The 24,499-nt window shown below is 36.9% G+C and carries 24 protein-coding genes and 1 other RNA gene; 22 read left to right on the forward strand and 3 right to left on the reverse strand.

Annotated elements, in window-relative coordinates; all coding sequences use genetic code 11:
* Positions 1 to 233: 233 nt before the first annotated feature.
* The 10 genes from panB (at position 234) to QRE67_RS07585 (ending at position 9,343) form a co-directional block, all read left to right on the forward strand.
* Positions 234 to 1,070, forward strand: a complete 837-nt coding sequence (gene panB / locus QRE67_RS07540) for a 3-methyl-2-oxobutanoate hydroxymethyltransferase (protein ID WP_286124280.1) — start codon at positions 234 to 236, stop codon at positions 1,068 to 1,070.
* Positions 1,070 to 1,918, forward strand: a complete 849-nt coding sequence (gene panC, locus QRE67_RS07545) for a pantoate--beta-alanine ligase (protein WP_286124281.1) — start codon at positions 1,070 to 1,072, stop codon at positions 1,916 to 1,918. Before panB ends, panC begins: the two co-directional genes overlap by 1 nt.
* Before the next feature lie 12 nt (positions 1,919 to 1,930).
* Complete coding sequence (panD, locus tag QRE67_RS07550; protein ID WP_286124282.1) at positions 1,931 to 2,314, forward strand: aspartate 1-decarboxylase; 384 nt, start codon at positions 1,931 to 1,933, stop codon at positions 2,312 to 2,314.
* Positions 2,315 to 2,442: 128 nt separating this feature from the next.
* Positions 2,443 to 5,232, forward strand: coding sequence for an ATP-dependent DNA helicase DinG (gene dinG, locus QRE67_RS07555; RefSeq protein ID WP_286124283.1), 2,790 nt, complete (start codon positions 2,443 to 2,445; stop codon positions 5,230 to 5,232).
* Positions 5,233 to 5,472: 240 nt separating this feature from the next.
* Positions 5,473 to 5,643 (forward strand): YpmA family protein, encoded by a 171-nt coding sequence (locus QRE67_RS07560; RefSeq protein ID WP_286124284.1) that lies wholly within the window; start codon positions 5,473 to 5,475, stop codon positions 5,641 to 5,643.
* Positions 5,644 to 5,650: 7 nt separating this feature from the next.
* Positions 5,651 to 6,127 carry a cell wall elongation regulator TseB-like domain-containing protein gene (locus QRE67_RS07565; protein ID WP_286124285.1) on the forward strand — a complete coding sequence of 159 codons (477 nt, stop codon included), beginning with the start codon at positions 5,651 to 5,653 and terminating at the stop codon, positions 6,125 to 6,127.
* Positions 6,128 to 6,146: 19 nt separating this feature from the next.
* The gene (locus tag QRE67_RS07570) at positions 6,147 to 7,334 is read left to right on the forward strand and encodes a pyridoxal phosphate-dependent aminotransferase (protein ID WP_286124286.1); all 1,188 of its coding nucleotides are present in this window, start codon (positions 6,147 to 6,149) and stop codon (positions 7,332 to 7,334) included.
* A 115-nt stretch (positions 7,335 to 7,449) separates the two neighbouring features.
* Positions 7,450 to 8,157: a DNA replication protein DnaD gene (gene dnaD, locus QRE67_RS07575; RefSeq protein WP_286124287.1), complete on the forward strand. Its 708-nt coding sequence runs from the start codon at positions 7,450 to 7,452 to the stop codon at positions 8,155 to 8,157.
* Positions 8,158 to 8,172: 15 nt separating this feature from the next.
* Positions 8,173 to 8,820 (forward strand): endonuclease III, encoded by a 648-nt coding sequence (gene nth / locus QRE67_RS07580; protein WP_286124288.1) that lies wholly within the window; start codon positions 8,173 to 8,175, stop codon positions 8,818 to 8,820.
* Between the two features lie 4 nt (positions 8,821 to 8,824).
* Complete coding sequence (locus QRE67_RS07585) at positions 8,825 to 9,343, forward strand: YpoC family protein (RefSeq protein WP_286124289.1); 519 nt, start codon at positions 8,825 to 8,827, stop codon at positions 9,341 to 9,343.
* A gap of 18 nt (positions 9,344 to 9,361) precedes the next feature.
* On the opposite strand, the gene QRE67_RS07590 is transcribed toward QRE67_RS07585, so the two are convergent.
* Both QRE67_RS07590 and recU read right to left on the reverse strand, forming a co-directional pair.
* Positions 9,362 to 11,992 (reverse strand): penicillin-binding protein 1A, encoded by a 2,631-nt coding sequence (locus tag QRE67_RS07590; protein WP_286124290.1) that lies wholly within the window; start codon positions 11,990 to 11,992, stop codon positions 9,362 to 9,364.
* 65 nt (positions 11,993 to 12,057) lie between these two features.
* Positions 12,058 to 12,660: a Holliday junction resolvase RecU gene (gene recU, locus QRE67_RS07595; protein WP_286124291.1), complete on the reverse strand. Its 603-nt coding sequence runs from the start codon at positions 12,658 to 12,660 to the stop codon at positions 12,058 to 12,060.
* 103 nt (positions 12,661 to 12,763) lie between these two features.
* Between recU and QRE67_RS07600 the strand changes: the two genes are divergently transcribed.
* The 3 genes from QRE67_RS07600 to QRE67_RS07610 all read left to right on the forward strand — a co-directional run bounded on the left by QRE67_RS07600 (position 12,764) and on the right by QRE67_RS07610 (position 14,870).
* Positions 12,764 to 13,765 (forward strand): DUF2515 domain-containing protein, encoded by a 1,002-nt coding sequence (locus QRE67_RS07600; RefSeq protein WP_286124292.1) that lies wholly within the window; start codon positions 12,764 to 12,766, stop codon positions 13,763 to 13,765.
* A gap of 502 nt (positions 13,766 to 14,267) precedes the next feature.
* Positions 14,268 to 14,510, forward strand: a complete 243-nt coding sequence (locus QRE67_RS07605) for a hypothetical protein (RefSeq protein WP_286124293.1) — start codon at positions 14,268 to 14,270, stop codon at positions 14,508 to 14,510.
* A gap of 15 nt (positions 14,511 to 14,525) precedes the next feature.
* Positions 14,526 to 14,870 carry a YppE family protein gene (locus tag QRE67_RS07610; RefSeq protein WP_286124294.1) on the forward strand — a complete coding sequence of 115 codons (345 nt, stop codon included), beginning with the start codon at positions 14,526 to 14,528 and terminating at the stop codon, positions 14,868 to 14,870.
* A gap of 25 nt (positions 14,871 to 14,895) precedes the next feature.
* Here QRE67_RS07610 and QRE67_RS07615 read toward each other — a convergent pair whose 3' ends face one another.
* A complete protein-coding gene (locus tag QRE67_RS07615) occupies positions 14,896 to 15,090 on the reverse strand; it encodes a YppF family protein (protein ID WP_286124295.1) in 195 nt (64 codons plus the stop codon).
* Positions 15,091 to 15,269: 179 nt separating this feature from the next.
* Between QRE67_RS07615 and QRE67_RS07620 the strand changes: the two genes are divergently transcribed.
* The 9 genes from QRE67_RS07620 to QRE67_RS07660 all read left to right on the forward strand — a co-directional run bounded on the left by QRE67_RS07620 (position 15,270) and on the right by QRE67_RS07660 (position 23,729).
* A complete protein-coding gene (locus QRE67_RS07620; RefSeq protein WP_286124296.1) occupies positions 15,270 to 15,803 on the forward strand; it encodes a YppG family protein in 534 nt (177 codons plus the stop codon).
* A gap of 473 nt (positions 15,804 to 16,276) precedes the next feature.
* Complete coding sequence (locus QRE67_RS07625; protein WP_286124297.1) at positions 16,277 to 16,795, forward strand: CotD family spore coat protein; 519 nt, start codon at positions 16,277 to 16,279, stop codon at positions 16,793 to 16,795.
* 222 nt (positions 16,796 to 17,017) lie between these two features.
* Positions 17,018 to 17,572: an SLOG family protein gene (locus QRE67_RS07630; protein WP_286124298.1), complete on the forward strand. Its 555-nt coding sequence runs from the start codon at positions 17,018 to 17,020 to the stop codon at positions 17,570 to 17,572.
* A 97-nt stretch (positions 17,573 to 17,669) separates the two neighbouring features.
* Entirely contained in the window at positions 17,670 to 18,005 is a 336-nt protein-coding gene (gene gpsB / locus QRE67_RS07635; RefSeq protein WP_286124299.1) for a cell division regulator GpsB, read from the forward strand.
* Positions 18,006 to 18,091: 86 nt separating this feature from the next.
* Positions 18,092 to 18,482, forward strand: an RNA gene (gene rnpB, locus QRE67_RS07640) — RNase P RNA component class B.
* A gap of 182 nt (positions 18,483 to 18,664) precedes the next feature.
* Positions 18,665 to 19,804 carry a THUMP domain-containing class I SAM-dependent RNA methyltransferase gene (locus QRE67_RS07645; protein ID WP_286124300.1) on the forward strand — a complete coding sequence of 380 codons (1,140 nt, stop codon included), beginning with the start codon at positions 18,665 to 18,667 and terminating at the stop codon, positions 19,802 to 19,804.
* Positions 19,805 to 19,866: 62 nt separating this feature from the next.
* The gene (locus tag QRE67_RS07650; protein ID WP_286124301.1) at positions 19,867 to 20,046 is read left to right on the forward strand and encodes a DUF3921 family protein; all 180 of its coding nucleotides are present in this window, start codon (positions 19,867 to 19,869) and stop codon (positions 20,044 to 20,046) included.
* A 134-nt stretch (positions 20,047 to 20,180) separates the two neighbouring features.
* Positions 20,181 to 22,121, forward strand: coding sequence for an ATP-dependent DNA helicase (locus tag QRE67_RS07655; protein WP_286124302.1), 1,941 nt, complete (start codon positions 20,181 to 20,183; stop codon positions 22,119 to 22,121).
* 90 nt (positions 22,122 to 22,211) lie between these two features.
* Positions 22,212 to 23,729, forward strand: a complete 1,518-nt coding sequence (locus QRE67_RS07660) for a carboxypeptidase M32 (protein WP_286124303.1) — start codon at positions 22,212 to 22,214, stop codon at positions 23,727 to 23,729.
* Positions 23,730 to 24,499 lie beyond the last annotated feature (770 nt).

The raw sequence follows: 24,499 nt of genomic DNA on the forward strand, positions 1-24,499 counted from the left end.
TCATTTCCGAGTTTGCTATAATTAGTTCGAATATGGGCAGTATCGCACAGAACTGCACCACTATTCATGCAATGAAGAAAAAATAATTTGGATTCTGCCTTGATCCAACAACGGACTGGGACAGAGGGATGAAATTTGCCGACTAACACAACCCTTCTGCCCTTTTATGGCCAGAGGGGTTTTTTATATGATTTCGGCCATCTCCTCTCTCCTGTATAAAGGAGGAGTAATTTTTGAAAACGAGAACAGATTTTTTGAAAATGAAAGAGAAAGGTGAGCCGATTACGATGCTTACTGCGTATGATTATCCATCTGCTAAGTTAGCGGAAGAAGCTGAAATCGATATGATTTTAGTAGGGGATTCACTCGGAATGGTTGTACTTGGGTATGATTCTACAATTCCGGTAACGGTAGATGATATGATCCACCATACGAAAGCAGTGCGCCGCGGAGCGAAGGAAACTTTTATTGTAACAGATATGCCGTTTATGTCTTATCACGTATCTCTGCAAGAAACGATGCATAATGCTCGTCGCATTGTGCAAGAGAGCGGAGCACATGCAGTGAAAGTAGAAGGTGCTGATGAGGTAGTATCTATTATTCGTTTCTTAACGAATGCAGGAATTCCAGTTGTGGCTCATCTTGGTTTAACACCACAATCTGTTGGTGTACTAGGTGGCTATAAAGTGCAAGGAAAAGATGCTAAAAGCGCGAACAGATTGTTAGAAGATGCAAAAAAATGCGAAGAGGCTGGAGCGATTGCTCTTGTATTAGAATGTGTGCCAATGCAACTAGCTGAGCTTGTATCACAGCAACTAACGATTCCGACAATCGGCATAGGTGCTGGAGCGAAAGTAGATGGTCAAGTGCTTGTTTATCATGATCTCATTTCGTATGGGGTAACGCGTGTTCCGAAATTTGTGAAGCAATATACGTCTGTCCAAGAAGAAATTGTACGTGGAATCTCACAATATGTGACTGAAGTGAAAACGGGACAATTTCCAGGGAAAGAACATTCGTTCACAATGAAAGAGGAAGAATGCTTAGCGTTATACGGAGGGAAACAGTGATGAGAATTATTACAACAGTGCAAGAGATGCAGCAAATTGCTGGAGAGATTCGTGCGAGAGGTAAACAAATTGGATTTGTTCCAACGATGGGTTATTTACATGAAGGGCATGGGGCCTTATTACGTCAAGCAAGACAAGAGAATGAAATTGTTATTTTAAGTGTATTTGTGAATCCATTGCAATTTGGACCGAATGAAGATTTAGATCGTTATCCGCGTGATATTGGGCGAGATGAGAAGATAGCGGTAGAAACAGGCGCTGACTACTTATTTTATCCGAGCGTAGAGGAAATGTATCCCGCAGAGCAAACAACAAAAATTGAAGTTGTGAAGCGGACAGATGTATTATGCGGAAAGCAGCGTCCAGTCCATTTTGCTGGTGTTGCGACAGTATTAATGAAGCTTTTTAATGTAACAATGCCAAACCGCGCTTATTTCGGTATGAAAGATGCCCAGCAAGTTGCCGTAATTGAAGGATTCGTGAGTGATTTTAATATTCCGACTACGATTGTACCTGTCGATATTGTCCGAGAAGAGGATGGATTAGCAAGAAGTTCTCGTAATGTGTATTTATCAGAAAGAGAACGTCAAGAAGCGCCTTATTTATACCATAGTTTATGTATGGCAAAAGAACGTATTGAAGCAGGGGAACGTAATCCAAGAATGATTACAAGTCTTGTGAAAGAATATATCGAAGTAAATACGCAAGGTATCGTCGATTATGTAGATGTATATGCGTATCCAAACTTGACGGGAATTGAGACAATCCAAGGACGCATCATTATTGCGATTGCAGTGAAGTTTGAAAATGCACGATTAATTGACAATATTACATTAACGGTTGAATAAGGGGGAGCATCGATGTTTCGCACAATGATGAGAGCGAAGTTACACCGCGCGACTGTAACGGAAGCAAATTTAAATTATGTAGGTAGTATTACAATTGATGAAGATTTAATGGATGCAGTAGAAATTGTAGAAAATGAAAAAGTACAAATTGTTAATAATAATAATGGAGCTCGTTTAGAGACATATGTTATTAAAGGAGAGCGTGGTAGTGGTGTTGTTTGTTTAAACGGTGCAGCGGCCAGACTGGTTCAACCAGGTGATAAAGTTATTATTATTTGCTACGGTCTTGTAGCAGCAGAAGAGGTATGCAAGCAAGTACCGAAAATTGCAGTGTTAGATGATAATAATCAGATTATTGAAATGTTGGGTGCTGAAAAAGCTGGTACGATTTTATAAGTAAAAAAAGCTATCTCTTCACGGGGATAGCTTTTTTTGTTTCTTTTCATTAAGATGATAAAAAACGTGGTATAGTAACAATATATGAATTTCTGTTGTTTGAAAGGTAAGAAATTGAGGTGTTACATATGAATAAGCGTTATGTCGTTGTTGATTTGGAAACGACAGGGAACTCCTGGAAAGATGGGAAGGACAAAATTACACAAATTGCAGCTGTTGTAGTGGAAGATGGAGAAATCTTGGAAATTTTTTCGTCTTTTGTCAACCCAAAGAGAGAGATTCCCCCATTTATTACAGAACTAACAGGGATCGATGAAGATCTCGTGAAACAAGCCCCGCTATTTCGCGATGTAGCGCCGATGATTGTTGAACTATTACAAGGTGCTTATTTTGTTGCACATAACGTTCACTTTGATTGGAATTTTCTAAAAGACGAATTAAAGCAGGCTGGATATCCAGAAGTAAACTGCCCTAAAATTGATACAGTTGAACTGGCACAAGTTATTTTGCCAACCGCTGATAGCTATAAATTACGTGATTTAGCAAAAAAATATGAATTGGAACATGATCAACCACATCGTGCAGATAGTGATGCTCTTGTTACAGCGGAATTATTTTTACAATTTCTAGACAAATTAAAGCAGTTCCCGCTTGTTACATTGCAATCCTTGTATGAACTAAGTGATGTGTTTCAAAGTAATATAGGCGATATTATTTCAGAGAATATTTTAAAGAAAATGATGCATGGCAAAGAAGATGTAAAGAAATACGATATACACCGAAATCTTGCACTTCGAAAACGAAATTACACATTAGCAATGGGAGACGATTGTTCATCTAAATTTGATGCCTTTCTACATAAAGCGATGGAGCAGCTTGCGCAAACGATGTCATCGTTTGAAAAAAGAGAAGGACAGCAGCAAATGATGACGGAAGTATATACGGCGTTAAGAGACTCTCGTTTTTCTTTAATTGAAGCGGGAACAGGTACAGGAAAGACGCTTGCCTATTTACTACCAAGCGTGTATTATGCGAAGAAAACAGAAAAACCTATCGTAATTAGTACACAAACTGTACAGCTTCAACAACAAATGCTTGAAAATGAAATTCCTTTATTACGAAACATATTGCCGTTTCCGTTTGAAGTGGCTCTCTTAAAAGGTAGAAAGCATTATCTTTGTTTACATAAATTTGAACATGCACTGCAAGAAGAAGAGAGGAATTATGATGTTGCGATCACGAAAGCAAAAATTTTAGTATGGCTGCTTCAAACAGAATCGGGTGATCGAGATGAGCTCAATATTCCAGAAGGTGGAAAGTTACTATGGGAGCGTATTTGTAGTGACGTATACAGTCCAGGTGGAATGCAGAGTAATTGGTTTAGCCGCTGTTTTTATCAACGTGCAAAAAATAAAGCATTATTTGCAGATATTGTGATTACAAATCATTCTTTATTATTTCAAGACTTTGTTAGTGAAGAGCCACTCTTGGCATCGTGCGAACATATTATTTTTGATGAGGCACATCATCTTGAAGAAACAGCAAGCAGAACACTTGGTGAACAGTTTTCATGCATGTATTTTCAACTTGTTTTATCACGTCTAGGTACGTTAGAAACAGATGATGTGTTGGCGAAAGTGTATGAGATGATGAAAAAATCACAATATGCATCACGTTCAACTTTTCGAATGCTGAGCCATAGGCTGAAAGAAATTAAATTTGATGCCGATGAATTATTTCAAATGATACGTACATTTATATTCCAACAAACAAAGCAAGAACAAGGAGCGAGCAATATGCCGCTCGTTTATCGATACGATGCGAAACAAGAAAGAGGAAAGCTATGGAGTAGCATTGTTGAGCTAACCAATCGCTTTGTATACGAATTAAGAAAATTACTTACTTTGTTAGAGAAACAAGCTGATGTACTGCAAAATCAAATGGAGTGGGAGATGCATATTGTTACAGGAGAGTTTATGCATCTGATTGAGTTGTTAAGGAAAATGGCTGATTCGCTTCAGTTGCTTATTTTAGAACAAACATCTTATGTAACATGGATGGAGACGGAAACGAAAGGTACGATTCATTCAACCGTATTATATGCGCAGCCCGTCCATATAGCAGAAAAGTTTGCCGATGAGTTTCTAACAGGGAAACAAAGTGTAATCTTCACGTCAGCGACGTTAACTGTAAATAATACATTCGACTATATAAAAGAAGAACTAGGACTACATGACTTCGCACCAGATACATTCACAGTGCCGTCGCCATTTCATTATGAGAAGCAAGTAAAATTAATGGTTTCAACTGACGTTCCTCTTATTAAGCAAGTAAGTGAGAAAGAGTATGTAAACGAAATGTCGCAGCATATTATGAAAATTGCGAAATCTACAAATGGGAGAATGCTTGTTTTATTTACATCGTATGAAATGTTAAAAGAAACATATGCAAATTTAAAACAAGAAGATGAATTAGAAGATTTTTTATTGCTTACACAAAGTGTTCATAATCGTAGTCGCAGCCGCTTAGTTAGGAAATTTCAAGAGTTTGAAAAGGCAATTCTTTTAGGAACAAGTAGTTTTTGGGAAGGGATTGATATTCCAGGTGATGCGTTAAGTTGTCTCGTTATTGTTCGATTGCCGTTTACACCTCCTAGTCAGCCGATGATGCAAGCGAAAAGTGAATGGATGAAAGAAAAAGGAGAAGATGTATTTACAAAGCTTGCACTTCCGCAAGCAATCCTTCGCTTTAAACAGGGATTTGGCCGATTGATTCGTACAACGACGGATACAGGAACAGTATTTGTGTTAGACCGTCGTTTAACCACAGCCTTTTATGGAAAACGATTTCTTCAGTCTATTCCTAATGTTCCTCTTTATGAGGGACCATTAGAAGAGCTTTTGCAGAAATTAGAATAGAGTAAAAATATACGCCTGAAGTACATGGTACTTCAGGCGTAAAATGTGGGTAGGAGGAATTTTATTTTTCTTACATCATGTATACAAATGTATTGCTTTTCAATTTGAAACCTTTTTTTGCTGTACATGTCCTGCTATAATAGATGGGTGATGAAGCAGGGGTTGTAAAGAATGTACTCTTATTGTAACCGTATTGCGTTCTTCTATAATTAGAAATTTTTGTGTAACGGAGGAGTTTTCATGGAGAAGAAAATCGAAGTGCTATCAACAACGCGTATTAAATATACGTCCGATTTGTATAAAATTGTTGATAGTTTAAATCGCACTTTAAAAGAGCAGGACCTCATGTTCGGGTTGGCATTAGACGAAAACGAAAAAGAAACAGCAGTATTTACGATATACAGAACGTAGTGATACAATGAAAAAGTGGATCTTTGCCATCATTATCGTTATCGTTGCAATTGGGTTATATGGGGTGCATATTTATAATACGACGATGGAGAAAAAAATTCCAAAAGAGTCGAAAACTATTGAGATGGCAAAGGAAAAAGCCAAGCTCACAAAAGTAGAAAAAGTCGACTACTATAACGGAAAATCTTCATATGCAGTCGTACAAGGTGTGGATGAAAAAGGAGAACAAACAATCGTTTGGGTACCTGAGAAAAAAGGAAATGTCCTAGTGCGGAAAAAAAGCGAAGGAATTTCCGAAAAGAAAGCAATACAAATTGTGGCTAGTGAACGCAAGCCAAAAGAATTTGTAAAGGTTAAATTAGGTGCTGAAAACGATGTTCCATTGTGGGAAATTACATATATTGATCAAGAAGGTCGTTATACGTATTATTATCTAGAATTTCAAGATGGGAAATATGCTGGTTATTACAGCATTGAAAAATAGATGCAGGGGGAAACCACAAATGAAATTAGCAAAGCGAGTAGCTGCTTTAACACCGTCTTCAACTTTAGAAATTACAGCAAAGGCCCAAGCATTAAAAGCAGAAGGCCATGACGTAATCGGACTAGGAGCCGGAGAACCGGACTTTAATACGCCGGAGCATATTATGAATGCCGCACATCAAGCGATGTTAGAAGGGCATACAAAATATACGCCAACAGGCGGATTAGTGACGCTAAAACAAGAAATTGCGAAAAAGTTTACTCGTGATCAAGGGTTAGCGTACGACTCTAGTGAAATTATTGTATGTAATGGAGCAAAACATGCTTTATATACATTGTTTCAAGTGTTACTTGACGAAGGAGACGAAGTTATCATTCCAACTCCTTATTGGGTAAGTTATCCTGAACAAGTGAAGCTTGCTGGTGGTGAGCCTGTATATGTAGAAGGCTTAGAAGACAATCAATACAAAATTACACCAGAGCAGCTACGCGGGGCAATTACGGAGAAAACGAAAGCTGTTATTATTAATTCGCCGAGCAATCCAACAGGAATGATCTACAGCAAAGAAGAATTACAACAGCTTGGAGAAGTATGTTTAGAACACGACATTTTAATCGTTTCTGATGAAATCTATGAGAAATTGGTTTATGGCGAAACCGAGTATACATCCATTGCTCAGCTTTCTAATGCATTAAAAGAACAGACAATTATTATTAACGGTGTATCTAAATCGCATTCTATGACAGGATGGCGCATTGGCTATGCAGCAGGTAATAAACAGCTTATTAAAGCGATGACGAACTTAGCAAGTCATAGTACATCAAACCCAACTTCAATTGCACAATACGGAGCAATTGCTGCATATGCCGGTTCACAAGAACCTGTCGAAATGATGCGTCAAGCGTTTGAAGAGCGATTAAATATCATCTATGATAAACTGATTCAAATCCCAGGTTTCACTTGTATTAAACCACAAGGGGCATTTTATCTGTTCCCGAACGTAAAAGAAGCTGTTACATTAGCTGGTTACGATACAGTTGATGAATGGGCAAAAGCGTTACTAGAAGAAGAAAAAGTGGCGCTTGTGCCAGGAACAGGATTTGGTGCGCCAAACAATGTTCGCTTATCTTATGCAACATCTCTTGAGCAATTAGAGAAAGCATTAGAGCGAATTAATGCGTTTATGAACGATAAAGTGCAAGCTTAAAAGTAATTGTGAACAAATGAAGATGACCTCCCTATCTATAGGGAGGTTTTTTGACGAATTGTGGCAAAAAGAAATGCTAACAGGTGTGTTATACTAGAAATCGAGGTGTTGAAACATGAAGAAGAAAATGATGCTACAATGGTTTGAGCAGGGAAGTATTGCTATTCCAAAGTTGCTTATGATGCATTATAAAAAACTTGGTTTAAATGAGATAGAGTTTATGGTAGTGCTCCATGTGCATACTTTTTTAGAAGCTGGGAATTCTTTTCCAACTCCAGCGGAAATTGCGGAGCGTATGACAATTACAGAAATGAAGAGTATGGAAATCATTCAAGTATTAATTCAAAAAGGATTTTTAGCACTAGAAGGCGGTCAGAAATCCGAAGCTGGTATATGTGAGAGTTATTCTTTACAGCCGCTTTGGGAAAAAATATTACATTTTTTAATGAATGAAAGCATTGAGGAAGAACAAAAAGAACAAAAGGAACTACAAGTAAATTTATATACAATTTTTGAACATGAATTTGGCAGACCGCTATCTCCGTTTGAGTGTGAGACGTTAGCAATGTGGCAAGATCAAGATCAACATCATCCCAATCTAATCCAAGCAGCTCTTCGTGAAGCGGTGATGAGTGGGAAACTTAACTTTCGGTATATTGATCGAATCTTGTTTGAATGGAAAAAGAATGGAATTAAGACTGTTGATCAAGCGCAAGATCAAGGACGGAAATTTAGAGCAAATCAACAGCGAACACAGCAAGTATCGAAACAAGAGACAAAATATACAGGGAAAGTCCCTTTTTATAATTGGTTAGAGCAGTAATATAGGAGGACAGGCATGTTAAATAAGACACAAATTCGTCATTGCTTAGATACAATGGCAGAGATGTATCCGGAAGCACATTGTGAATTAAATCATGAAAATCCATTTGAACTTGTCATTGCCGTAGCCTTATCTGCACAATGTACAGATGTACTTGTAAATAAGGTAACGAAGAGTTTATTTCAAAAATATAAGACGCCTGAAGATTATTTAAGCGTTTCGTTAGAAGAATTGCAGCAGGATATCCGTTCAATCGGATTGTACCGAAATAAAGCAAAAAATATTCAAAAGCTATGTCGGATGCTACTTGATGATTATGATGGAGAGGTACCACAAGATAGAGATGAATTAATAAATCTACCAGGTGTCGGCAGAAAAACGGCAAATGTAGTTGTTTCCGTAGCATTTGGCATCCCAGCTATCGCTGTTGATACACATGTGGAACGGGTGAGCAAGCGTCTTGCAATTTGTCGCTGGAAAGATTCTGTATCAGAAGTAGAGAAAACATTAATGAAGAAAGTACCAATGGAAGAGTGGGGTGTTACGCATCACCGTATGATTTTCTTTGGTCGTTATCATTGCAAAGCGCAGCGTCCGCAATGTGAAGAGTGTCGGTTATTAGAAGTATGTCGTGAAGGCAAGAAGCGGATGAAGGGGAAATGAAGGAATGAAACAAGTATTACAAATACCAGATGAATTTCAATGTATTCCTTTTTTTGAAAGTGATGTAAAGAAGATAGAATATGATACAGATCAATCTTTTGTAGAGTTGTTAGAAAGTACTTATTTTTTATTTGATATAGAGAAGCAATATAAGCCGTGGAGTGAAATAGAAACGAGTATTCCGGCGGTGTTAGATGTGTGGAAAGCGAAGAAAGAGGATATTTCTATACTTTTTCGAAATCGAAAGCGGAAAGAAGCAAAAGAACCGATGATTCAGTTTGCTGCACATTTAGTATCAATTCTGCACTGGTTGAATGGACAGCTAGTACCAGGAATGAAAGAGATTGAGAAAGAAATTGAAAAGTTAAAGATAAAGCCTGTTAATTTTAGGGAACGCTATTTATTTATTACAGCGCAACCAGATCATTATCATTCCTTTATTCAAATTACGCAGTTGTATGAAGAAATTGAAAAGCTCTATGTAAAAGCATTACTAATAAAAAAGAAGTCACCGTCTCGCTAGGAGAGGGTGACTTCTTTTTTATTGTTGTGGTACCGGATTTGGAGGCTGTACCTCACCCTCACCTGGTGGAGGCTTTACCTCACCTGGCGGAGGCTTTACCTCACCTGGTGGTGGGTTAGATCCACCACCAGGCTGTCCTGTAGCCGGTTTATCTGGTTGATCCGGTTTATTATCTGGTTGGTCCGGTTTATTATCTGGTTGGTCCGGTTTATCCGGTTTTTGCTGTTCTTGTTTGTCCTTTTCTTCTTCAGCTTTTTTCTTAGCTTCTTCTTCTTGTTGTTTGCGCTTTTCTTCTTCAGCTTTTTTCTTAGCTTCTTCATTTTGTTTGCGTTTTTCTTCTTCGGCTTTTTTCTTATCGTCTGTACTCTCGCCCGGAATGGTGATGGATGCACCTGCTGCATCACTTATTCCATTCCCTTTTTTCGCTACTACAGAGAAGCTGTAAGTTACGCCGGGTTTAACACCGCCAAGTGAGGCACTTGTACCGCTCACGGATAAACCACCGCTAGAGCCATCGCTTCCTTTATAGCTTGCAGAATACGAAACGCCTGAAGGTCCAGACCATTGTAATGTAATGGTATTAGATGCTTGATCGTAAGCAGGCTTTAAGCCAGTAGGTGGAGCTACTTCTGTTTTCTTTACAGCATCTTTTTTTACACCTTTAATATATAGTTCATCATTGTCACGATATACTGTATTTGGCATTTCAAAACGGGCGTTATCTGTTGCCAACTCGCTCATCATTGCTTTAAACATACGTGGAGCAATTTGAGTTGAGTTGGCCCCAACATAATTTTCAGGACTATCTTTTTCATATCCTGTCCAAACAGCCATCGTATATTGTGGTGTATAGCCAGCAAACCAACTGTCACGGTTCGCAGAAGCTGGAATATTATGTTTCTGTAATGTTGGTGCATCATAGTTTGTTGTACCTGTTTTACCAGCGATATCGAGAGAACCAATGTTTGCTGTTTTACCGGTACCAGATTGAACGACCGTGCGAAGCATATCAGTTATCATATATGCAGTGTAATCTTTCATAACGCGTTTTTCTTTTGGTGTAAAGCTATGTTCTTTTCCGTCAGGATAAACCACTTTTGTTACGAAGTGAGGTTTATTGTAAACACCGCCATTACCGAAAGAAGCATATGCACCAGCAACTGCTAACGGAGAGGATTCATTTGTACCAATTGCACTTGATTCTACCGCACCATCTTTACCGAATGTAAGGCCAAGTTCTTGTGCAAAACCTTGTGCTTTTGATAAACCAACTTCTTGTGCTGTTTTGATAGCAGGTACGTTTTTAGACCATTGCAGCGCGTAACGCATTGACATTGGTCCTTCATATCGACCGTTCGCATTTCTAATTGTTTGGCCAGTTGAATATTTATATTCTGAATCATCTACTTGATGATAAGTAGACCATTTTAAATATTCAATAGCTGGAGCATAGTCAAAGATTGGCTTCATTGTAGAACCAACAGCACGTTCTAAATCCACAGCCATGTTATGACCTTTAAATGTTGCTTTTTTTTCTCCGCGACCACTACCAATTGCACGAACTTCTCCAGAAGCTGTATCCATAAAGACAAATGCACCTTGGAATTCATCATTTGGATAGTTCACGAGTTCACCGGTATTCATGATCTTATCTGCATGGTCTTGGGCTTTCGTATCTAACGTTGTATAAATAGAAAGACCATCAGATCCAATATTGACATCTTCTATTTCAGCTTCAATTTCTTGTACAACAGCATCAAGGAATCCCTGATATGGCATTTCTGTTGCTTCTTTAGATGGTAGAAGTCCTTCTGTTACAGGAATGTTCATTGCTTCTTCCATTTCTTGCTTCGTAATGAAGTTGTGTCGATTCATTAACGTTAGTACAATGTTACGACGTTTTGTTGCGTCGTCGACGTTTTCGGGTTTTGTTGGGTCATATTTGTTTGGGCCTTGTGGTAGACCAGCAAGCATAGCAGCTTCATGTAATTTTAAATCTTTTAAATCTTTTCCATAATAGTTTTTTGCAGCTGTTGCAACCCCATAAGAACGGTTACCAAGGTTGATTTTGTTTAAGTACATTTCTAAAATTTCATGTTTTGAATATTGTTGCTCTAGCTTATAAGCTAAATACCATTCTTGTACTTTACGTTTTGATGTTTTTTCAAACGTTAGGAAATAGTTTTTGATTACTTGTTGAGTAATCGTACTACCACCTTGCTTAGAATCACTTGTAAAGTTTTCAAAAATTGCTTTTCCGGTCCGTTTAAAGTCAATGCCGTCATGGGTATAGAAACGAGCATCTTCCGTTGCAAGAAATGCACTTTCTACTACCTTTGGAATTTGATCGTAAGTGACATTCGTTCGCTTTTCGGCCCCATATTCATAAATAAATTTCCCATCTTTATCATAAAACTTTGTTGATAATGGGTTGACAAGTTTTGCTTTATCTAGCTTTGGAGCATCTTTCACCATCACAAAGAAAGCGGAAACTCCAGCAACAAGACCAACAATGCCAATTAATAAGCAAGCAATTAAAAATTTCTTAAAAAAGGAACCCTTTTTCTTTGGCTTCTCCGTTTTATGTGTTTCTTGCTTTTGATTTTGTGCATGTTTTCGTTCTGTACGAGAACGATAATTTTCTGACATTATACTTTCTCCTACCTTTCATTTTCTCCCCAAAAGTCGAAAAAAGAGCCTTATTGTTGACTTTATCACGAAAAATAAACCATGTCTAGTACGCGAATATAATCGATTCGAGGGTGATAACCGCATGATAATAAGGATCCGTGCTCTTCGATTTCTTGTTTTGTAATCGATTTGCGTCCACCGGCATCTTGGCGATTCCAAAATGAAATAACATGTTTTGCATCGAGTAAATAAAATTCATCATAAAGCGTAAATTTAATAATAACAAATGCAATTCCATTATGAGCTACTACTTGTTTCATATGTTCAATTTGATGAAGATGGAAGTTTTGCAACGGAAAACTTGTTTTATTTTTGGTTTCTTTCGCCTCAAAGTCAATGTACCGTCCTTTGTATACACCGTTGTAGTCCGTTGTAGATGGCTGTTTAAAATAAGCCTCTTTTACAACTGCGGCACTTCGAGCAGGGTAATCTACTTTTACAATTTGAAGAGGGGTGGGCTTTTTATGTATACATGCAATATTATGTGTTAAATAATATTGATTTGTTTCATTTAATTCCTCTTCAAGAGACATACCTCTATTACTATAAGTATGCTTTTTTAATTGTGTTTTTTGAGGTTGTAACGCTTGATTGTACCTTTTTCCGTTCGGATAACGAATGGTCATAGTTTGTCCACTCCAACTTGCCTAGAATCACTTACAAAGGTGATTATATCAAAAAAAACAAACAAGATGCGATTTTTTTCAAGAGAGGTGTGATGATTTCGAGATGTTTGTACAGGATGAGTATGAGAAAATAAAAAGAGAGCGCAGCGGAATTTCTTGTATGAAAGAAGAGAAATATTTGATAGGACGTATTAAGCAACAGACAGTTCTAGCAAATGTAGATAATATTTCACGCACACACGCTTATCAAGAATACTACTTGCGAAATAAAGAAATCGGGTGGTCATTTTTAGCGAGTATGGTATCGAGGAATGCTGGATGGAATATGACAGATTTAGAAGGGAAATATTATCCGAGAGTTCTATCTGAGGAAATCAGAAAGCAATTATTTCTTACGTATGAAAGTGCAAATTGGCTCATTTTTTCAGACGCATATCCGCAATTGTTACTCTATGAGTACAGCAAAGAAATGAAAAGACCATTGTTTCATTTATTACAGTTTTTTTATGTATCTATTTTTATGGAGAAAGAATGGAGAAATTTTTGGAAGAGCGGAGATCGAAAGCGACTAATCACAGCGCTTATTATTAATGAACAAAATAAAATTCAAAAGCCTGTCATTGAACATCCGTTTTTTCAAAAACATGTATTTCAAACCTTACTGTTTAAGTTCCAAGAATTGTTTCATTTTAGTGCTGTTATTTTTCCGACCACAGCTGGGGAGTTGTATGGTTTTTCCGTATATCAATTTGAAACATTGCAAAAACGTATAGAATTAGGAAAGAAATTAGGATGGCTACTATTTCATCCAACATATGAAAAGATGTTTCATGCTTTTGCTTTATTAACGGTTCATACAGGGTCAAGAATGGATTATGAGCAGTATTTTGCTGTTTCAAAAGAGAAAGATACACCGCAACTTCGAGAGGCTTTTACAATCATCTCTCATCATAATAAGGTAGAAAAAGATTGGTTTGATGAAAACATGGAGGTAGAGGCGTGGTTTTTATTTCAGGAGCCAGAAGAAGAAATAGATATTACAGCCTGGTTTTTACAAAAACAACAACAAGTACATATTTTTTCTTCATTAAATAGCTTTTTTTAAAAAAATATCGACTTCATGATATAATAAGAAAAAGTCCCGCTCCCTTATAAGGGAGCGGGACTGATTTATTACTGAATAGGTCATACTCTGTATGAATTTTAATAAGAAGTTACATACAAGAGCTCACCCTTATGTATCACACATGGGTAGTAATATCCCCACCTCAAAGTTTGGAAGAATCAAGGAAGTTATGTGGGGATAAACCGCCCATCAGAGCCCGCTGGATGTGAGTTTCACTTTATGTAGCAGGAAAGTTTGGCCCATCTAGCTTTGGATTTCCAGTTTCGGGTTTATTTTGTTGTTTGTTTTGTTTTTTCTTCTTTTCATTTTTAGTTTTAGCCATGATAAACACCTCCCATTCGTATTGTTACCATTACTAAAAATCTCATACGAAACGATTTCTTTGCCGAATCTCAACTAGTTTTGTCAAGTATGCAGGAGCGAAAAGAGGCCCGTCGAAATTACATGACAAAGGAAAAGCAAAGAAGGAGGCGTTTTGTAAATGGCGATGGTTCAGAAAGAAAGTGTAATGAAAAAAATGGATCAAATGTTAAGTGCTCTTGATTTGCTGGAAATGAATGTTTCTCTTAGGGTTAGTCATTCTTTAAAGGATAAACGCGAAGATTTACACAATAGAGTGGAAGTAACGGAAATGCATATCCAACATATGGAAGATAAATTGTCGCATCATGAAGAAAAAGGAAGTTGGCTCCAAACGTTTCAAAACGTCGTAGTGAGCGCTTAAGAGGGTGGAAATATAGTGGAATATAAAATGTTAATACAGTCTTCGGAAAAGTTAATACATTATAATGACGAAACAATTATAAAAAAGAAAGAAAATAAAGAGTTTGATTTTTATAAAGATATGAAGCCATTTGTAAATGTTGTGGATCAGGAGTTAGAAGAGTGGAAAGGATTAGCCTATCAATGGATAAAGCAAGAAAAACCAAAATATATCCATGTGCAGCAAATTGATCAAGTTTGTGAAAACTTACAAAATAATGCGTTGCAATGTTTTGTAAATAAGGGAAAAGGGAAGCGGTTTTATGAAACGCACCAAGCGATTCTTTATACGCTTCAAAATATTGTAGAACAATGTAAGTAACAAGAGGGGAGACCCTCTTGTTTTTTTATGCTTCTACAATAGTATGTGCTGGTTTAGTAGCACCGATTGTTTCTAATTCACGTGTTAACGTTCGATATTCTGAGATGCAGATTTTTCCTTCTAAATAATGATATCTAGCAAAATCAAGCAATTCATTCATATCTTCTGTGTCGTACCCCTTTTTTTGAGCAAAAGCTTGTTTTAAATCCCCTAACAACATGCTTATTCCTCCCCCATGAGAATCTACTTCTTCTTTACTATCGTAGCATGAAAAGGTTTACTTTCTTATTTTTTTAAAAATTTAAACTTCCGACAAAAACAGACATTTTTAAGGTTACACATTTTATTTTATAGGTACATATTCTATATGTAGAAACCTAGTTAGAGGGGGGAGAATGCATGTTTCAGCAATCTAATGTATATGAGCAATCAAATGTATACCAGCAACCGAGCTCATATCAACAACCCAACGTATATCAGTACAATGAAAATCCATCTTTTCGTTACAATATGTATCCATTTATGCCTTACTATGGAGAACAAATGAATTATTATCAACCATTTGAAGTATCCTTTATGAATCAGCAACAGCAACAGCAACAGCAACAGCAACAGCAACAGCCTTATATGAATCAACAGCAACAGCCTTATATGAATCAACAGCAGCAGCCTTATATGAATCAGCAACAGCCTTATATGAATCAGCAATCTATGTTTTACCCACCGAAACAGCCTGTTCAACCATATCCAACGTTGAACAAACAAAAGCAACAGCAACAGCCAAGTCAGTTTTCTAGTTTTGTATCCCAATTTAAGACGTCTGATGGTAACTATGATGTGAATAAAATGATGAATACAGCAGGACAGATGATGAATGCTATGAATCAGGTTACGGGAATTGTAAAACAAGTTGGAGGCTTTTTTGTGAAGTAAGGATGGCTGTATGTATGATAGAAGTGTGACATAGACATTAAGGTATGAAATTTCGTGAAAATAGTTATCTGTACTTCCTATTTATCCCGCTATTCGCGGGCAGTAGTCCCCCCACCTCAAAGCTCAGGAAAAAGCAAAGAAGTTAGGTGGGGGATAAACAGCCCGTAAAAGCTCGATTGGTCAGGGCTAATAATCAGCGGGGATGAAGAACTCCTCTCGGTTGATTAAAGTTTCACTTTATTTTACACTGACTATTTGAACGATTGACTATGGAGAGATGGCATGGGAAAACATCCGTTTTATTATTGTTTTTCATCATGATTGCATGTCCGCTTTTGGCTTTTACAAATTACAACCGAATTTTATAGACAAATTCCTACTGGAAATGGGTATATATAACAAACGGCTTTTACTTCTTTCTCATATTGTAAAGTGTAGTCACATTTTTGAAATGAGAGAGGAGAGAAAAAACTATGTATCATTGTCATCCTTGTTTTGGAGGGCATAAGCCTGTTTCACCTATTAGTATAACACCTCCTGTAATTCATCCAACAAAACAGTGTGTAACACACACTTGTTCAACAACGGTGGTACCACATATTCACCCAACTCATACAACACATGTTCATCACCAACAGCTTAAAAATCAACATCTTTTCCCGCAAACGACTTCTAATGTGAATGTTGTAGATTCTGGACAACTAGGACCTGTTGGAGGATTCGGAGGAGGACCTGTTGGAGGATTCGGAGGAGGACCTGTTGGAGGATTCGGAGGAGGACCTGTTGGAGGATTTGGAGGAGGACCTGTTGGAGGATTCGGAGGAGGTTGTGTCCCATGTGGTCACGGTCCGCAAATATCCCCATATGGACCTGGTCCACAAGTATCCCCATGTGGTCACGGTCCACAAATATCCCCATATGGACCAGGACCTAATGTATCTCCATTCGGACCAAACGTAGGACCAAATGTCGGTGGAATATTTAAAAAGTAAGTGTTATGTTAGAACTAGCAAATAGCTAGTTCTTTTCTTTTAGAAGACGTTCAAAAAGTCCGGTAAAGATAGCTGTCGCATTTCTTCGTTACGTCGCCAGTCCGGTACTCATGTAGTTCGATCTACACTCCGTATCCTCCTGGCTTACGTGCCTCGAACTACTCGGCTATCTTTATCCTCCTTTTTGAACAAGCACTTTTAGGGGAAAAATGGAGTGTTGATATGAAAGTTGTAGCTGTAACAGGATATAAACCATTTGAGCTTGGAATTTTTACGAAAGATCATCCAGGTGTTACCTGTATAAAAAAAGCGGTACATCGTAGATTACTTGCCTTTATGGAGGAAGGATTAGAATGGGTAATTATCAGTGGCCAATTAGGTGTGGAGTTATGGGCAGCTGAAGTTGTTTTTGAGATGCAATTAGAATATCCAGATCTAAAGCTTGCAGTGTTTACCCCGTTTTTAGAACAAGAAGAAACGTGGAAGGAAGGAAATCGTGAATATTACGAGTCCATTCTAGCGCAAGCAGATCATGTTGATAGCATTACGAAAAGAAAATATGAAAGTCCAGAGCAATTTCGATTAAAAAATCAATTTTTTATTGAAAAAAGCGATGCGCTGTTAGCTGTATACGATGAAGAGAAACCAGGAAGTCCAAAATATATTGTAGAAGTAGCAAAGAAAAAAGTAGAATTAGAAAATTATCACAGTTATTTTATTCTTTTTTCGGATTTACAAGATATAATAGAAGAGGAACAGTGGAATAATGAAGGGTAGTATAAAAAGTGGCTTATGTATATGTTATTGACAAAAGACGTTGTTTCTGAAAAAATTTAGTTAATGAAAGTTTTGGTAAAAATTTGAGGTGAAGAAAATGATTTCTGAAAAAATTAAGTTAACAGCGAAAGATATTTTGGAAAAAGAGTTTAAAACAGGTATGCGAGGTTATCAGCAAGAAGAAGTAGATAAGTTTCTTGATATGGTAATTAAGGATTACGAGGCATTCCATAAAGAACTAGAACAATTAAAGCAACAGAATGCTCGATTGAAACGTGAATTAGAAGAACAAAAAGTAGCGGTAACGCAAGTTCCGCAGCAACCAGCTCCAACACCAGTTCCACAGCCTGTATACAACAATACAAATACAGATATTTTAAAACGTCTATCAAATCTAGAAAAAGCTGTATTTGGAAGTAAGCTATACGAATAATAGAAGGAAAGAAGAAAGATTGTAGCATATACATATAAAAAACGTTGCAAAATCTTTTTGTTTCCACTATAATAATGTTTGTCATAACGTTTGGGTAATCGCTGCAACGCCAACGTTGTAGAGGAAAGTCCATGCTCGCACGACCTGAGATGGTTGTAGTGTTCGTGCCTAGCCAATTCATAAGCTAGGGTATTCTGGCTGTAAGGCTGGATTAACGGCAGGGAAAAAACCTAAGTCCTTTTGGATATGGTTTGACTACCTTTAAAGTGCCACAGTGACGAAGTCCCTGAAGAAATGATGGGAGTGGAACGAGGTAAACCCCACGAGCGAGAAACCCAAATAATGGTAGGGGAATCTTTTCCAAGGAAATGAACGATGGAAAAGGACAGAGAAATTGCTCTGTAGATAGATGATTGCCACCGGAGTACGAGGCGCGAGCCGTTTGCAGTACAAAGGAACAGAACATGGCTTACAGAACGTTATGAACCAATTATGGAATGACTCAGCTCTCCTTTGTAAGAGGAGGGCTTTTTATTTGTATGAAGTTATAGCATGTGAGTTAAAATGGTAAATAGGTTAAGAATTCATAATTTCAACTTATTCACAGAGGAAAAGAAGCTGTCAATAAGTATTTGATTATACATAAGAGGTGAATGAAAATGGGAAAAGTTACTTTAATTGCAACAGCAGCAATGGGTATTGAGGCTTTAGTTGCAAGAGAAGTTCGTGATCTTGGGTATGAATGCCAAGTAGAAAACGGAAAAGTAACGTTTGAAGCGGATGAAAAAGCAATTTGCCGTAGCAATTTATGGCTGCGTACAGCAGATCGTGTGAAAATTAAAGTTGGTGAATTTAAAGCAACAACATTTGATGAGTTGTTTGAAAAGACAAAAGCATTAAATTGGGGAGACTATATCCCGGAAAATGGAGAATTCCCTGTAATTGGTAAATCTTTGAAATCAACATTATTTAGCGTTTCAGATTGCCAACGTATTGTGAAAAAGGCTGTCGTTGAGAAGTTAAAGACAACATATAAACGTACAACTTGGTTTGAAGAAGATGGTCCTTTATTCCGTATTGAGATTGCAATGTTAAAAGATATTGCGACATTGACAATTGATGCAAGTGGCGTTGGACTTCATAAGCGTGGATATCGTCTTGAACAAGGTGAGGCACCGCTGAAAGAAACGTTAGCAGCATCTTTAATTATGCTTACAAATTGGAAGGCCGATCGTCCGTTTGTTGATCCATTTTGTGGTTCTGGAACAATTCCGATTGAAGCAGCGTTAATTGGTCAAAATATTGCTCCAGGTTTTAACCGCGAGTTTGCTTCAGATGCATGGGGATGGATTGGTAAAGATAATTGGCGTGAAGCTCGTCAAGAAGCAGAGGATTTAGCGAAGTATGATCAGCCACTACAAATTATTGGTTCAGATATAGACCACCGTATGATAAGAGTTGCACAAGATAATGCAGATGAGGTTGGTCTTGGTGACTTAATTTCATTTAAACAGATGCAAGTAAAGGATTTTACAACAAAAGAGGAATATGGCTATGTTGTAACGAATCCTCCATACGGGGAGCGTTTAAGTGAAAGACCGCTTGTTGAAAAGTTGTATAAGGAAATGGGACAAGTGTTCCGTCCGTTAGATACGTGGTCTCTATATTTATTAACGAGCCATGAAGAATTTGAAAAATGTTACGGAAAAGAAGCGTCAAAAAAACGTAAATTATTTAACGGGTTTATTCGAACTGATTACTATCAGTATTTCGGTAAACGCCCACCCCGTAATTCATAGTATAAAACCTCTTTCGCACGCATATACTGGCTATTATGTAATGTGCTAAAGGAGGAAATGATATGGATGGTTTCCAATTTTCAATGATTCAAAAGGCCATTCATCGTACGTATGATGAATTAGGGGAAGAACTTCAAGGGACAGCGATAGATGAAATACAAAGAGCACGCGAAGAATATTTATCAGCGCTGTCACATGAAACGTTAATCGAAAAGCGGTACTTAAAGTCATTAATAGAGTAAAAAGTTTTCCTTTGTATAAAGGAAAACTTTTTTCGCTCATTTTTATGTATTACAACAGGGGAAAGCAACTGCATTTTTGTAAATAGCGGTTGCTATATCTTTTTATAGAAAAACTTTTTGGTTGGAGGCAAAGGATGTTTACTGAGAAAAGGTTACCATTTGAAGTGGGGAAGCAAGATAATTTTTATGATAAGTTGAATGAGTGGATTGGAGATGTGTTTTACGATATCCTTCCAGAAAAAGGTTTTGAAGAACGTGATGAACAAATTTTTATGGCATTCCAGTTAGAACGGGCATTTCAAGAGAAGCAAGTAATGTTTGCAGAAGCAGGTGTTGGAACAGGGAAAACAATTGTATATCTTCTGTATGCGATTTGTTATGCACGTTATACAGGTAAGCCGGCAATTATTGCTTGCGCAGACGAAACGTTAATTGAGCAGCTTGTGAAAGAAGAAGGAGACATTGCGAAGTTATCTGAAGCATTAGGATTATCTGTTGATGTGCGTTTAGCAAAATCAATGGATAATTATTTATGTTTACGTAAACTTGAAGATGTAATGAGTGGACGAGCTCCAGAAGTGATTGAGGATTTATATTATGAATTGCCTCAATTTGTATTTGATCATGGAACAATGCAAAACTTTAGTCATTACGGTGATCGAAAAGAGTTTCCATTATTAAATAATGAAGAATGGTCAAAGGTATCTTGGGATTATTTCCAAGACTGTTTCACATGTGATTCTCGTCATCGCTGCGGACAAACACTATCTCGTGAACATTATCGTAAAGCAGCAGATTTAATAATTTGTTCACAAGATTTCTATATGGACCATATTTGGACATATGATGCACGTAAACGTGAAGGACAAATGCCGCTTTTACCAGAAAGTAGCTGCGTTGTCTTTGATGAAGGCCATCTTGTAGAATATGCGGCGCAAAAAGCACTTACGTACCGCTTAAAACAAACGATGATGGAGCAATTATTAACTAGATTATTACAAAATGATATTCGTGAAGAGTTTGCTCATTTAGTAGAAGAAACAATTTGGCAAACAGAGCGCTTCTTTGATGTATTAAAAGAAAGCAAAAAAGAAATTGCTGGATCTGATCGTTTAGAAATTGCAGTAACCGAAAAAGTGACGACAGAGGCAAAACGACTCTATGCGAAAATTTCTGAAGTCGGTGATGCGCTTGTGTTTGAAAGCGAAATGCATACAGTGAACACATACGATTTAAATATTGTTGATGAGCACTTAGATGTATTGGAGCATTCGCTTCGTCTCTTTATGCATGAGAAAAATGTAATTACATGGGGAGAAGAAGGAGACGGTGCTTTTACATTAGTTATCATGCCACGTGCGGTGGAAGAAGTATTACAAGAGAAAGTATTCTCGAAAAAAATTCCTTACATTTTCTCTTCTGCTACATTATCTGACAATGACTCATTTGCATTTTCAGCAAATAGTTTAGGGGTAAAAGATTACTTATCATTCTCAGTTGCTTCTCCATTTGATTATGAAGAGCAAATGAAAGTATATTTACCATCGTATAAGAAAGAAAATGAGTGGGAAAGAAAATGCCAGTATACACTTGAGCACATTCAAAAAACAAATGGACGTACGTTAGTGTTATTCCGTACAATGCAAGAGCTTGCGGCATTTAAAGAATATGTAAATAAGGAGCAAATGTCTGTTCCGTTCTTATATGAAGGAGACCAGGAGATTAGTCAGCTTGTTTCTCGCTTCCAAAATGAAGAAGAAACGGTACTATGTGCTGTTCATTTATGGGAAGGGCTAGATATTCCGGGATCTTCACTATCACATGTTATTATTTGGTCACTTCCATTCCCTCCAAATGATCCGGTGTTTGAAGCGAAACGCAAACATGTAAATGATCCGTTTTGGGATGTAGATGTACCGTATATGATTTTACGCCTTCGTCAAGGAATTGGTCGTCTGATTCGTACGAGCGAAGATAAAGGATACATTTCTTTATTCTTATCAGAAGATGAAAACGAAAAGGTAGTAGAGGCTGTAAAACAAGTACTTCCAGTGGAAGGAAAAGTATTACAATAAGCTTGGCATTTGCCAAGCTTTTTCTTTTAGAAAAGGATTTTATATCTTTATGTCGAAATAAGGTGAGGAAGAAAAAGGAGGCAATATAATATGACAATCGCTACATATGAAGTAGAAAAAGAATTTTTAGCACACGTGAAAAAGATAGATAATTATGGAGAAGCATTAAGCCTAATGTTTTGGGATTTACGAACAGGGGCACCAAAAAAAGGGGTAGATCAGCGCTCCGAAGTAATTGGGATGCTTTCATCAGAAGTGTTCGCGTTGTCAACTTCTGACGAAATGGAAAAGTATTTAACTGAATTAGAACTTCTAATTTCTGATAATAAAATTTCTGAAACTACAAAAAAAATTGTAGAAGAGTGCCGTAAAGAATATGATCGAAATAAAAAAATTCCACAGGCTGAGTATGAAGAGTATGTCAAATTACAAGCAAAATCGGAAAGTGTTTGGGGAGAAGCACGTGAAAAATCTGATTTTGAAATGTTCCGTCCATACTTAGAAAAAATTGTTGAATATAAGAAGAAATTTATTACATATTGGGGTTATGAAACATACAAGTATAATACACTTTTAGATATGTATGAGCCAGGTATGACAGTAGAAGTATTAGACCATGTGTTTGGACAACTACGTGAGCGGATTGTTCCGCTTGTAAAAGAAATTTCTGAATCCAATAAAGAATTAAAAACAAATGTTTTATTTGAGCATTTTTCAAAAGAACAACAAAAGAATTTTACCTTAGAGTTACTAAAACAATTAAATTATAATTTTGATGCAGGGCGTCTAGATGAAACGATACATCCTTTTGAAATTACATTAAATAGAGGGGATGTTCGTATTACGACTCGTTATGATGAGAATGACTTCCGTATGGCAGTTTTCGGAACAATTCATGAATGTGGGCATGCAGTCTATGAACAAAATATTTCAGAAGCATTAGAAGGAACGCCGCTTTGCGAAGGTACATCAATGGGGATTCACGAGTCGCAATCGCTATTTTTTGAAAACTTTATCGGACGTAATAAATCATTCTGGAAGAAAAATTATGATGTATTGAAACAATTTAGTGATGGGCAATTTGAAAATGTATCTGTAGATGAATTCTATGATGCTATTAATGAATCAAAGCCTTCCTTTATACGTATTGAGGCAGATGAACTTACATATCCGCTTCACGTTATGGTTCGTTATGAGCTCGAGAAAGAGTTATTTGATGGAACATTGGAAGTAAAAGACTTACCAGCAGCATGGAATGACAAGATGGAGAATTATTTAGGTATCCGCCCAGAAACGGATGCGGAGGGTGTACTACAAGATATACATTGGGCAGATGGATCTTTTGGATACTTCCCATCTTATGCACTCGGTTATATGTACGCAGCGCAATTTAAACAGAAGATGCTAGATGAGATTCCAAACTTTGATGCATTACTAGAAGAAGGAAATGTGACACCAATTCGTGAATGGTTGACAAAAAATATTCATCAATATGGAAAAACAAAAAAACCGTTAGAAATTTTAGAAGATGTAACAGGTGAAGGATTAAATGCGAATTATTTAGCGGATTATTTAGAAGCGAAATATAAAGAGATTTATGAGTTGTAAGAAAAAATTATCTGTATAACATTTCTAAACATACAAAATAAAAAGGACGCGAATTAATTTATTCGTCCTTTTTATTTTATAATTACGGTGTACCCACTATGATCCACGTCGTGATAAATATAATGCTGTAGAGTAGATGTATTCCAATACAAATAGCTAATGCGATAAAAGCGAATTTACTCAATTCTTTTTTTATGCCTAAAAAGGTAAGGATAGTAGCTAAACCAAAGAAAATATAATGTAATAGAGGTTTGTGCGAAAGGTTGTGTTAATCCAATAATGTCAGCAAACAACATAAATAGTGTAAAAGCGCTGAAGAAGATTGCGATTTGGTTTATGAGTTTACCATTAAGTGTACTTATCATTTTTTAATCACCTCTTCCTTTTAAAGAACTTTTTTGTTCGTTCTCTGTTTTAGGTTGTTGTAATTTGCGCTCTCCCGTATTACCCCTCCTTGGATAAGTAAAATCTTTCAATTTTATAATACAAAAAATTCAGATGACTTTTACGTGACGCATTGTGGTTTCAAAAATTGTTCATTGATACAATAAAAACCATGTCTATGATGAGAAATTGATATACTGGGACTTTTTATAGATTTTGTAATGTGAAGCGGTTTATATATTGAAGTTATCTAGGGATGATAAAAAATTTCGGAGATGAAAAGAATATCTTTTTAAAAAATTTAGATTATTCTTTAATGGAGTATATTGACATGAAAATATTGTGATGTTAATCTAAACATACCGACGTTCGGTATTGAAGGATGA

The sequence above is a fragment of the Bacillus sp. DX3.1 genome (assembly GCF_030292155.1).
Lineage (GTDB): Bacteria > Bacillota > Bacilli > Bacillales > Bacillaceae_G > Bacillus_A.